This window comes from Phnomibacter ginsenosidimutans (genome assembly GCF_009740285.1).
GTDB lineage: Bacteria > Bacteroidota > Bacteroidia > Chitinophagales > Chitinophagaceae > Phnomibacter > Phnomibacter ginsenosidimutans.
The window spans coordinates 1,770,322-1,781,100 of record NZ_CP046566.1 but is presented as its reverse complement, the minus strand read 5'-3'; the positions used below and the strand labels follow the sequence as shown (position 1 = coordinate 1,781,100).

Here is a 10,779-nt window from a genome sequence, read left to right as displayed (position 1 = left end):
TTTCACCATAATGCGCAAGTCGTATAAAAACCAAAGTTTCTGGAGTATTCAATGTCCAGACCAACCCGTTCATTTACCGACATGTTGGCTTTTCCGCGTTTGCTGATTTGCCACAAACCAGTAATACCTGCAGGTGCAAGAAACCTTTCTGCCCATTCATTACAGGTTAAAGTTGCTGCTTCATACAAGGGCAGTGGACGATTACCCACAAGAGACATATCTCCTTTCAGCACATTGAACAATTGAGGCAATTCATCCAAACTGGTTTTACGCAAAAAAGCACCCACTTTGGTTACACGAGGATCATTATCGATTTTGAAAAACTTTGGACCATCTTGATTTTCAGTTTCTGCTGCATACTGATTGAGCTTGGCATACTCGTCCAACTTCTTATCAGCATTTACAATCATGGTGCGGAATTTGTAAAAATTAAAAACATCAAATCCGCGGCCTGCCCTTTTAGAAATATAAAATATGGGACCTCTTGATTCGAGGTAAATAACCAAAGCTATCAATACCATAATGGGAGACAACACAATCAAAGCCACAGAAGAAACCATGATATCAAGCGTCCGCTTTAAAATCGGATCTACATCCAGTTTATTCTGTGATTTGTGAAGCCCCTCTGTTTCCAAGGGTTGTACAGCCATATCAGCTTTCATTTGCTTCATACTTTTCAGTACTGCAGCACCTTGCATCAGGCTTTCCTTGCTTTCGCTCTGGCAAATCACATCATCAAACAAACGATGCTTCACCATTTCGTATAATTCATCTTTTGTAAATACACCACTACATACGTAATGATATACGAAAGGAATGCTCCTGAATTCTGGAACACTTTGTAAAAAGGAGTAAAACTGACGAATTTCAGAAAATCTAATTCTGCCCTCATACACAATAATGTCGGGCATTTTTACGCCGCAATGAAGCATTTCCAACAACAGATTTTTGGACTCGCTAAGAGAGTGCATCACTTTTGAATCAGGAATGCTGCTCCAGTCATCTGTATGCATTAAATAACCAGGAAGGCTCACAATCAAAGCGTCAAGACCTGTTACGGCTTCACTCACTTTGAAGGTTCTTGAACCAACAGTTTTAAACTGCATTACTGGCGATACCAATAATGTTGAATGATCGTTGTGTGTAATCATACGTTCAGGGTTTGATAGGGATTTTCAAAAGGGTATTGTCGAACGAATAGCGGTGTTTCGTGGCACTTACTACTGAAGTAAATGTTTGTGTGAATGGAAAACTAATCAACCTTTCAGCTGGCTAGTAAACTGCTGATACTACCCCGCAGTTTCATAGGGTCAAATGGTTTTTCTATGTATAAGCTGATTGTTTCTTTTGGCACCAACAACTCGGTGTTGCTGATATCTTTTGTGAGCACTACAATAGGAATGTGCCGAAACACAATACTGTTTTTGATGTACTGCATAAACATGAAATCTTTTGAATTGGTCGCTTCAGATGGGTCAATGATGATTACATCAGGCATTCCAACTTCTGAAATGTGGTACAATGCAGTAGCACTATCAGGAACAGTTACTACATCATAGTCTTTTTTGAAAAGATTGTACAACAACAGCCTGATGGGCTTGGAATTGTCGATGAATAAAATCTTTTTCATGGTAAGGGTAGGTTAAGGGTATATTAAGCGGACAACTTTGTTCTGGCAGATCTTTCCCAAACTGCAGATTGATTGTTTTTCAAAAACTTATTTAAGCCGGCATATACTGCCATGTTCATAAACAAGAAATAATATGGAACATTCACCAATCTGAGCTTGATATTTTGCTTATTGAGCAACCAGCCGGTAAGTGCCATCAGGTAAAAAAATACCTGGCCAATCAACAATACATTCAGCAATAAAGAGGGTGATATAAAGGCTAATGCGATGTTGCTAAACAATATCACGGGTAATAAAAATGGACATACAGCCCAACGCATTACCCTGTGCGAAACGTATTGAAAGGCTAACACACCATACTTAAAAGGATTCATCAATGGCTTGAAAATCTGCATGGCCTGAAATCCGCCAGCAGCGATTCTGATTTTGCGTTTTTCTTCTTCCTGCACATTTTGAGAAGGCAATTCTTCACCGTATGCAGCAGGCTCATATTTCACAGTATAGCCACGGGCACATATACCCAACGAGATATAAAAGTCATCGAGAATAATGTTGTTGCCAACATTCTCGTAAAGGCTTTTACGAACGGAAAACAATTCACCGGCTGCACCTACAACTGTGTAAAGCGCAGAATCTAATTTCTTCAATAGAGATTCATATTTCCAATACAAACCTTCTTCTGCCACTGCACCTACACCAATGGTTTGTACAATGCGTTTTTCACCACTTACACCACCCACTGTGGCATCAGCATAATGCTTGGCAATATTGGCAATAGCATCCTGATTCAGCATCGTATTTGCATCGCTAAAAATCAGAATGTCATTAGAAGCATGTGCTACGGCTCTGTTCAGTGCAGCCGTCTTTCCCATTCGGGCAGGCTGATGCATCAACTTCACCTGAGGCTCATAAGAGGCAACAATAGCAGGGGTTTCATCATTAGAACCATCAGTAATGATGATGATTTCCAGCAAATCGGCAGGATAATGTTGTTGGAGAGAATTTTCGATTTTTTCCCTGATACAATCAGCCTCATTATAGGCGGCAATAATGAGAGAAACGGAGGCTACAGATTGATGAGCAACAGAAGTATATGTCTCTTGCGTTGTAAACAAACGACGCAACTTAACAAGCACGAAAACAATAGCTCCGTAGCCTAAGTATGTGTACACAACTACGGCCAGGCTTGTCCAAAATAATATGTGTAATAGTGTGCTCATGTTTAAGGGTTACTGAGTGAGCCACACCAGAGAAACTATTACCTATCATCACATTTTCTTCAAGTATGACACCGAAGAGTGTCACACCCAAATTGAATGGATGGCAGCAACGTTGAACCAGCTTGTTTACATCCTCTTTCCAAAGATGCAAATACAATAATTTGCGGTTTAGGGTAAGCGCAAAGAATCTGGTCGGAAAAATAGGTACTAGAAAATCGGGTTGGGGCGGGTTGGGATTTCTGTTTAAGGGTGTTGTTTAGGTTATGGTTTTGTCTAGGGTAGTGGGCTAAACATTAAAAGTTTAACCACAGTTCGAAAGTACACGCAATTTGACAAAAAGCAAATTTTTTTTTGACTTTCTCTGCGAAGCATGGGTTTTAGTAGACGAAAGTTCGATTGAGATTGTTTGTAAAAAACATGCTCCAAATTGATAATTAGTATTTTACATAAAAACTCAATGCTGCATTTATTTTTTCTGCTATTTTAGCGTCCCGACTTTTTTTATACCCTTAACCCCCCTTTTACCACCGCCATACAGAGCGGTAATGCATTTGAGCAATCAAAATGCATCAAAATAATTGTTCAACCTTTAATTATTGTTAGCTTCGACTGAATACCCGATAAACGGAAACGCTTATTCATTTATCCCATCTGCTTATGCCCCACCAACCTCTCCCCTTCATTTCTATTGTCACACTCAATTATAATCAAACACCCATTACCATTGATTTTCTGAAATCAACTGAGTTGTTGAAGTTTAGAAACTTTGAAACATTGGTGTGTGACATGGGCTCGAACATAGACCCAACCGAAGAAATCAATGCACTAAACATACCCAATACCCGGGTACTGCGTAGCGAAGAAAACCTTGGCTTTACCGGCGGCAACAATTGGGGCATGCGTCAGGCAAAAGGAGATTATGTATTTATAGTAAATAATGATACCGAAGTGACGCCCGATTTGCTCGATGAACTGTTGGCTCCATTTTATAATGACCCGACTATTGGCGTCACCTCTCCCAAAATCCGTTTTTATCATCACCCCAATGTGATTCAATATGCCGGGTTTAATGAAATCAATGTCTTTACCGGAAGAGCCTCAGCTGTAGGCAGTAAAGAAGAAGACAAGGGGCAACATGATACATCAGGCTACACACATGGAGCCCACGGCTGCGCTATGCTCGTAAAAAGAGAAGTGATTGATAAAGTGGGCATGTTTCCAGAGAAATTCTTTATCTACTATGAAGAATGGGACTGGAGTAGCCGAATCAAAAAAGCCGGGTACAAAATTTATTATCAAGCGACGGCACTTATTTACCACAAAGAATCCATTACCATGGGTAAGCAAAGTGCCATCAAGGTTTATTACCATACCAGAAACAGGATATTGTATATGCGTCGAAACTCCAACGTTTGGCAATTCCTCTGCTTCTCACTGTTTTTCGCATTTCTCACCTTTCCAAAAACTGTGTTGCGCTTCATCACCAGCGGACAAAAGGAGCACCTGAAATCTTTCTGGAAAGGCATTGCATGGAACTTCACAACATCAAAATATTCCCCCACCTAAATCAAACAATCACAATTATGATTACTTCATTAATTACCGGCGGCGCTGGTTTTATTGGATCACACGTTGCAAAGCATTGCATGGATATGGGCCACAAAGTGGTGGTGCTCGACGACCTTAGCGGTGGCTTCGAAGACCATATACCCGAAGGTGCTATTTTCGAAAAAGGCAGTGTGGCTGACGCTGCGCTGGTTCAACAGCTTTTCAGCAAATACCAATTCACGTATGTATACCATTTGGCAGCCTATGCAGCCGAAGGTCTCTCCCATTTTATCCGCAATTTCAACTATACCAATAACCTGATTGGCAGTGTAAACCTGATCAACGAATCGGTAAAGCATAAAATAAAGTGCTTTGTGTTTACATCAAGCATTGCAGTGTATGGCAAAGGCCAGCTGCCCATGACCGAGGAAATGACACCGATACCTGAAGATCCTTACGGCGTATCGAAGTATGCAGTAGAACTCGATTTGAAAGCTGCCCATGAAATGTTTGGCCTGAACTATGTGGTTTTCCGTCCGCACAATGTGTATGGCGAAAACCAAAACATTGGCGATAAATACCGCAACGTAATCGGCATTTTCATGAACCAGATTATGCAAGGCAAACAACTTACCATTTTTGGCGATGGTACGCAAACCCGTGCTTTCAGCTATATCGACGATGTTGCCATCCCCATTGCAAAATGTGTAGACGTTGAAGCTTCTTACAATGAAACTTTCAATATCGGTGCCGACAAACCTTACACCGTAAATGAACTGGCAGAAGTGGTTTGTGCGGAATTTGGTGTAACACCAAACATTAACTACCTGAGTGCCCGCAATGAAGTGTTGCATGCCTACAGCAGTCATGCAAAAGCACATAAAGTATTTGGCGCAGGCCTCAACCTGTCGTTGAAAGACGGCATTGCAAAAATGGCTTCTTGGGCCCGCAGAGTGGGTGCCCGCCAAAGCCAGGAATTCGGCAACATCGAAATCACCGAAAAACTGCCCGACGGCTGGCAGGTGATTACCAAATAAACACTTTCTTAAAAGCATCAAACAACCGGAAAATGAAGACCGGCAGTTTGATGCTTTTGCAACTACACACATGAATCAACCAATCAACATACTGCAATGCATACGCCAGGGGCAGGTAGGTGGTGGCGAAACCCACCTGCTCAGCCTGATGGAAAACATTGACAGAAACAAATACAACCCCGTTGTATTGTCGTTTACAGAAGGCCCCATGGTTGATGCACTCCGTAAAATGGGCATACATACCGAAGTCATTTACACCGAAAAGCCTTTCGATGTAAGCATTTGGGGTAAAGTAGCGGCATTTGCCAAACCCTATAAGTTTGCCCTTATACATGCACACGGCACCCGGGCAGCTTCTAACCTATTGTGGACGGCCAAAAGGCAACATATTCCATTAGTATATACAGTACATGGCTGGTCTTTTCACAAAGAACAATCGCCATTGGTGTTCAATCTTCGGGTGATGGGCGAACGCCTCATTACCAAATTATCAAGCACCAATATTTCTGTATCCAAAAGCAATCAGGAAAGCGGCCGGCAAGAAATCAGCAGTTTTCAATCAGTTGTCATTAACAATGGCATTGACCAACTCAAATTCAATCCGGCCACAGTTACATCAACTGTTCGGCAAGAATTGAACATACCCGACAACGTAACGCTTATCGGATTTGTGGCCCGGTTTACAGAACACAAGCAACCGTTGTTGTTGCTCCGGGCATTTGCAAAAGCCTTGGCCCAAAATACTCAACTGCATTTGCTGATGGTAGGCGAAGGCGACCAGCGCCTGGAAGGTGAAGCATTGGCCAAACAATTGGGCATTCAAGAGCATGTAACGTTCTCCAATTTCAGAGCAGATGTACCACAAGTACTGGCAGCTATAGATGTGTATGTATTGCCTTCTATTTGGGAAGGTTTGCCCATTGGTTTGCTCGAAGCCATGGCCATGGCCAAAGCTGTTATTGGCACCAATGTAGATGGCACCCGAGAAATCATCCGGCATACACAAAACGGCTTGTTGGTTCAAGGTGCAGACATTGCATCTTCCCTTGCAGAAAGCATTTGCCAACTGGCTGCACAACCGCAACTTCGTGATGCATTAGGACAGCAAGCCCGTGCAGATATTATTCATGATTTTAGCGCTGCAGAAATGACCCGCCAAATTGAACAGGTCTATCAATCACTTATTTCAAAAAACTGAAACATACCCACCCCATGAAAAAAAATGCGCAATACGAATTCTCCCGTTACGCAGATATAAAACGGCTTCATTTTATATTGGATGCTATTCGCAAAAACATTGGCGATAATGGCACCGTGCTCGATGTAGGTTGCGGCAATGGCGTTATCAGTCGCTTTATTGGCAGCCACGGATATATTGTATTGGGCGTAGATGTAAGCGATAAAACCATCGCCAAAGCATCGGCTTTAAACAAACTGCCCAACGTACAGTTTATGGTTAAAAGTGCTGAGGCGCTGACTGCCGAAGGCAAAACCTACGACGTGGTTATTTGCAGCGAAGTGCTGGAGCACCTGAGTGAACCAACCAAACTGCTCACTGTGTTGCACGAAGCCATTAAAGACAATGGTATTTTGGTGGTAACCGTGCCCAATGGTATGGGTCCCAGAGAAGTGTTGGTTACAAAACCTGTTATCAACATGCAGAAAAAACAAAATGCTACCTGGCGGTTTACCAACCGGGTAAAGAAACTACTTGGCTATAGCGGCACTACCACACAATCCAGCGCCGACAATCTTGATCACATTCAATTTTTTACCCAAAAAGATTTGGAAAAGATGGCTGCCGAAACCGGCTTTGCCATCACTGCTTTTGGCAACAGTAATTTTATTGATGATGTATTTCCATTTTCATTGGTGACCAAAAAATCGGGATTGCTGCAAAAAGTAGATGGCAAGCTGGCCGACTATCTGCCACATGCTTTGGCAGGTGGTTTTTTCACTGTCTGGAAAAAACAATCCGCAGCTTAAGACGACAACCTACTCATGCATATTTTACAACAGGTACTGCTTTGGCTCTTTTACCTTGTGCAGGGGCTGCTGGCCTTTTATTTGGTCACGCCATTGTTCATGCTGACTGTGTATTGGGTAAGAAGAATGGTGCTGGGTAAAAACTACCGCCATCCTTTGCCCGTGTTGCACAACCGTGATTTTTCTTTTGGGCTCATTATCACAGCACATCAGGACACTCGATTTATTGATCCGCTTGTAGATTCCATACTCAGGCAAACGCATCCTCATTTCAAAGCGTATGTAGTAGCCGACGATTGTGATATCAGCAACCTGCACTTTACTGATGAAAGAGTACAAGTACTTCGCCCCACTCCTGCCCTGCATGCAAAAATTAAATCCATTCAGTATGCATTGGATCATTTTGACCCAAGCCTGGATGCGGTGATTATTTTGGATGTAGACAGCTTGTTGCATCCCAATTTTCTGGCGGAACTCAACCGCTTTTTTCAGGCGGGCTACCTGGCTGTGCAGGCGAATTTCAAAGCAAAGAACACCGATACTTCATTCGCAAAAATGGATGCCATTGGCGACATATTCAACTTCTTCCTCGAACGCAAAATGCGTATGGACATTGGCTTTTCGGCCGCCATTTGGGGTTCGGGCGTAGCGGTACACATTCCTTTGTACAAAGAAGTGGAGTACAAACATTTTCTTGGCGGCTTCGATAAAAAACTACAAGCACATTTGGTGCAACGGGTACCACAAATTGGTTTTGCAGAACACGCCATTATTTATGATGAAAAAATAACGGATGGCAAGGCATTGGAAAAACAACGTACCCGATGGATTCATGCACAGTTTAAGTACATGAAATATGGCTGGGAAGTATTGATGACTGGTTTGAAAAGACTTAATGCCAACCTTATATACTTTGCATTGATGCTGTTGCGACCGCCTTTGTTTATGGTGGTTGGCGCTGGTTTGTTGCTGACTGCCATTGGAGCTTTTGTCAGCTGGACGATGTTTTTTGTGTGGGCTTCCATCATGCTGGTATTTTTTGTGGGTATCGCCGGCATTGTAGCCACACATACCAGTAACAGTGCCATGCGTAGGCATGTTTGGATGCTTCCCGCATTTGCTTTTCGCCAGCTGCTATCACTGTTGAAAATAAAGCGGGCTTCTAAAAGTTTTTTGAAAACAGAACACACCAATGTGGTGTACATAGAAGAAGTGCTTGCTGCAGAAAAGCAACAAGCACTTTAAATATTATTCGCCACCAGAAACGGCGTATCGCTTCAGTGTTGTCAAACTCAGCGATTCATCTTTTACCGACACTTCTTTGTATTCCCTGAATACGCCGTCCTGATCATAAAAACCAAGGATGCAACTGTATTCAGATTTGCCGGGTTTAATCTCCACTCTCGGCTCTTTGCCCAGGTTGGGAATGCGTAGTGTATCCTCTCCTGTTACTTCCTGATACTGCATCGACAGCTTGTATTGAAAGCGATTGGGTGTTTCATACAGCTGTACCCTGAAATACCAGTTGTTCAATTCGTTCGGAATCTTTTTCTCGAAATTGGCAACGGGCTTTGGATTGACGTTTTCTCTAACGAGTGACAGCGCCGTTTCGCCGGGTGCGTTGGTAGAATCAGCTATATCCGCTGATTCGGATTGACTATTGCCGCCGCATGCAGCACAAACAATAGCAAACACAAATGGGATGGTGAGTTTCTTCATGTCTCAAAAAAAATAAAAAAACAGGAAGTGTATCAGAGATTAACAATTTAGCACACACTGCTGAGGCTGTGCATCGGCAAAGCGAAACAACATGGCTCTTATGTATTCATTATCGGAACAGACATGCCAGTTGAAAGCTGTACGATCAATGGGCACTACATGCTGAGGGATGGTAGCCCATCCGGTAAACAATCCTTTTTCGATGGAATACAACACCGTGGCTGGTTCGCCTTTTTCCGTTTCGCCCCACTCGTACATCACGCAGGTGGGCAACTGCTCCTGCAAAAAATCAATGGCTGCTTCCATTTTGCCATTGTGTTGTTCATAATGTTCTGCCGGCTCTTGCACTTGCCCCGTTACAAACAAGAGCTGCTCGTTGATATCAAATTGCTGCATGAGTTTGCGGCCCAACATATAGCCTTCTTCGGAGCGGTGAAAGCTGGCAATGGCGGGTAAATTCTTTTTGCGTTTTTCTACAGCCAAACGCATAAATCCACGCTGGTCATGCAGGGCATACAAGCCATAGAGTTGCACCGGTCTTTTTTGGCTGCGGTTGTACAAAGGCCAAATTCTTTTGATCTCCAGTTCTTCCAGCACCAGTGCATGCATTTCAGTAAGGCAGGCTTTGTATTCAATGTTGTGGATGAGCCGGATGAAATCCTGCTTGCGTTTGCTACCGCTGTTGTTGGCAAAATGGCTACGAACCCGGTATTTCAAGTTTTTAGCCTTGCCTACATACACCACTTTGCCCTGCTGGTCTTTGAAATAATACACGCCGGGGCAAAATGGCAACTGATGCAATTGCTCTGCGGGCACATGCATGGGCAAATACGTATCGGGTGTTTTGCCTTTCAGAAAATGTTGCAAATGCTTTTGCTCCGGATCGTTGGCCAGCAAATGTTCGAACAGTTCAACCGTAGCCATGGCATCACCACCGGCACGGTGCCTGTTACTGATATCGATACCTACACTCCGGCACAAATTGCCCAAACTATACGAAGGCAAACCCGGTACCACTTTGCGGGCATAGCGAACGGTGCACAGCTTTTTTGCCTGCCACTGATAGCCGTTCATTTGTAAATGGTGGTGTAGAAAAGAAAAATCGAAATTGACATTGTGCGCCACAAACACCCGCCCTTGCAGCAAGCGAAAAATGCGGTCCGCAACTTCGGGAAATGTGGGTGCATCGGCCAGCATGTAATTGCTGATACCAGTGAGAGCCGTGATATAAGCGGGGATGTGTTGCTCAGGATTAATGAGGGTTTCAAACTTGCCCTCCACCTCAAGGCCGTTGTGCAATACAATAGCTACTTCGGTAATACCGCCACTGCTGGCATTGCCTCCGGTGGTTTCAATATCTACAATGGCGTACATCTGCCCACGAAGATAATGCTAAAGGTTTTAGTTTGTTATTGATGATAGCGTTTGTGGGACACGGATTAGCAGGATAGAACGGATTTTCACGGATTGCTTTTACTATTTCACTTCCACAAAGTTTGGTGCAGCCCTGAAAGGGCGACAATATTTTAGCCACGGGTGTAGCCCGTGGAAATAAAGGTGTTGCAAACTATTAGAAGCCCTGAAAGGGTGAAATAAAAAGAAGCCACAGATGCGCAGATTTTTTAATGCACAATGTTTT

Annotated in this window: 10 protein-coding genes; 5 read left to right on the top strand and 5 right to left on the bottom strand. The window is 43.3% G+C overall.

Features of this window, described 5'->3' with window-relative positions:
* Positions 1–2 precede the first annotated feature (2 nt).
* The 3 genes from GLV81_RS07710 to GLV81_RS07700 form a co-directional block, all read right to left on the bottom strand.
* Positions 3–1,106, bottom strand: a complete 1,104-nt coding sequence (locus GLV81_RS07710) for a sugar transferase (protein ID WP_197429018.1) — start codon at positions 1,104–1,106, stop codon at positions 3–5.
* Positions 1,107–1,264: 158 nt separating this feature from the next.
* Entirely contained in the window at positions 1,265–1,630 is a 366-nt protein-coding gene (locus GLV81_RS07705) for a response regulator (protein WP_157478292.1), read from the bottom strand.
* Positions 1,631–1,653: 23 nt separating this feature from the next.
* Positions 1,654–2,850, bottom strand: coding sequence for a glycosyltransferase family 2 protein (locus GLV81_RS07700; protein ID WP_157478290.1), 1,197 nt, complete (start codon positions 2,848–2,850; stop codon positions 1,654–1,656).
* Between the two features lie 657 nt (positions 2,851–3,507).
* On the opposite strand from GLV81_RS07700, the gene GLV81_RS07695 reads away from it, so the two are divergent.
* The 5 genes from GLV81_RS07695 (at position 3,508) to GLV81_RS07675 (ending at position 8,666) form a co-directional block, all read left to right on the top strand.
* Positions 3,508–4,416 (top strand): glycosyltransferase family 2 protein, encoded by a 909-nt coding sequence (locus tag GLV81_RS07695; protein ID WP_157478288.1) that lies wholly within the window; start codon positions 3,508–3,510, stop codon positions 4,414–4,416.
* A gap of 17 nt (positions 4,417–4,433) precedes the next feature.
* Positions 4,434–5,435 (top strand): NAD-dependent epimerase/dehydratase family protein, encoded by a 1,002-nt coding sequence (locus tag GLV81_RS07690; protein WP_157478286.1) that lies wholly within the window; start codon positions 4,434–4,436, stop codon positions 5,433–5,435.
* Positions 5,436–5,505: 70 nt separating this feature from the next.
* Positions 5,506–6,633, top strand: a complete 1,128-nt coding sequence (locus GLV81_RS07685) for a glycosyltransferase family 4 protein (protein ID WP_157478284.1) — start codon at positions 5,506–5,508, stop codon at positions 6,631–6,633.
* 14 nt (positions 6,634–6,647) lie between these two features.
* Positions 6,648–7,421, top strand: a complete 774-nt coding sequence (locus GLV81_RS07680; protein WP_157478283.1) for a class I SAM-dependent methyltransferase — start codon at positions 6,648–6,650, stop codon at positions 7,419–7,421.
* A gap of 15 nt (positions 7,422–7,436) precedes the next feature.
* On the top strand, positions 7,437–8,666 hold the full coding sequence (locus GLV81_RS07675) for a glycosyltransferase family 2 protein (RefSeq protein WP_157478281.1): 1,230 nt from the start codon (positions 7,437–7,439) through the stop codon (positions 8,664–8,666).
* Between the two features lie 3 nt (positions 8,667–8,669).
* Here GLV81_RS07675 and GLV81_RS07670 read toward each other — a convergent pair whose 3' ends face one another.
* The gene (locus tag GLV81_RS07670; protein ID WP_157478279.1) at positions 8,670–9,140 is read right to left on the bottom strand and encodes a hypothetical protein; all 471 of its coding nucleotides are present in this window, start codon (positions 9,138–9,140) and stop codon (positions 8,670–8,672) included.
* 39 nt (positions 9,141–9,179) lie between these two features.
* Positions 9,180–10,514 carry an exonuclease domain-containing protein gene (locus tag GLV81_RS07665; protein ID WP_157478277.1) on the bottom strand — a complete coding sequence of 445 codons (1,335 nt, stop codon included), beginning with the start codon at positions 10,512–10,514 and terminating at the stop codon, positions 9,180–9,182.
* Positions 10,515–10,779: the final 265 nt, after the last annotated feature.

Excerpts from the sequence above, each read along its gene's own strand:
- GLV81_RS07710 (WP_197429018.1), bottom strand. The coding sequence starts at position 1,106 with ATGCAGTTTAAAACTGTTGGTTCAAGAACCTTCAAAGTGAGTGAAGCC.
- GLV81_RS07705 (WP_157478292.1), bottom strand. The coding sequence starts at position 1,630 with ATGAAAAAGATTTTATTCATCGACAATTCCAAGCCCATCAGGCTGTTG.
- GLV81_RS07700 (WP_157478290.1), bottom strand. The coding sequence starts at position 2,850 with ATGAGCACACTATTACACATATTATTTTGGACAAGCCTGGCCGTAGTT.
- GLV81_RS07695 (WP_157478288.1), top strand. The coding sequence starts at position 3,508 with ATGCCCCACCAACCTCTCCCCTTCATTTCTATTGTCACACTCAATTAT.
- GLV81_RS07690 (WP_157478286.1), top strand. The coding sequence starts at position 4,434 with ATGATTACTTCATTAATTACCGGCGGCGCTGGTTTTATTGGATCACAC.
- GLV81_RS07685 (WP_157478284.1), top strand. The coding sequence starts at position 5,506 with ATGAATCAACCAATCAACATACTGCAATGCATACGCCAGGGGCAGGTA.
- GLV81_RS07680 (WP_157478283.1), top strand. The coding sequence starts at position 6,648 with ATGAAAAAAAATGCGCAATACGAATTCTCCCGTTACGCAGATATAAAA.
- GLV81_RS07675 (WP_157478281.1), top strand. The coding sequence starts at position 7,437 with ATGCATATTTTACAACAGGTACTGCTTTGGCTCTTTTACCTTGTGCAG.
- GLV81_RS07670 (WP_157478279.1), bottom strand. The coding sequence starts at position 9,140 with ATGAAGAAACTCACCATCCCATTTGTGTTTGCTATTGTTTGTGCTGCA.
- GLV81_RS07665 (WP_157478277.1), bottom strand. The coding sequence starts at position 10,514 with ATGTACGCCATTGTAGATATTGAAACCACCGGAGGCAATGCCAGCAGT.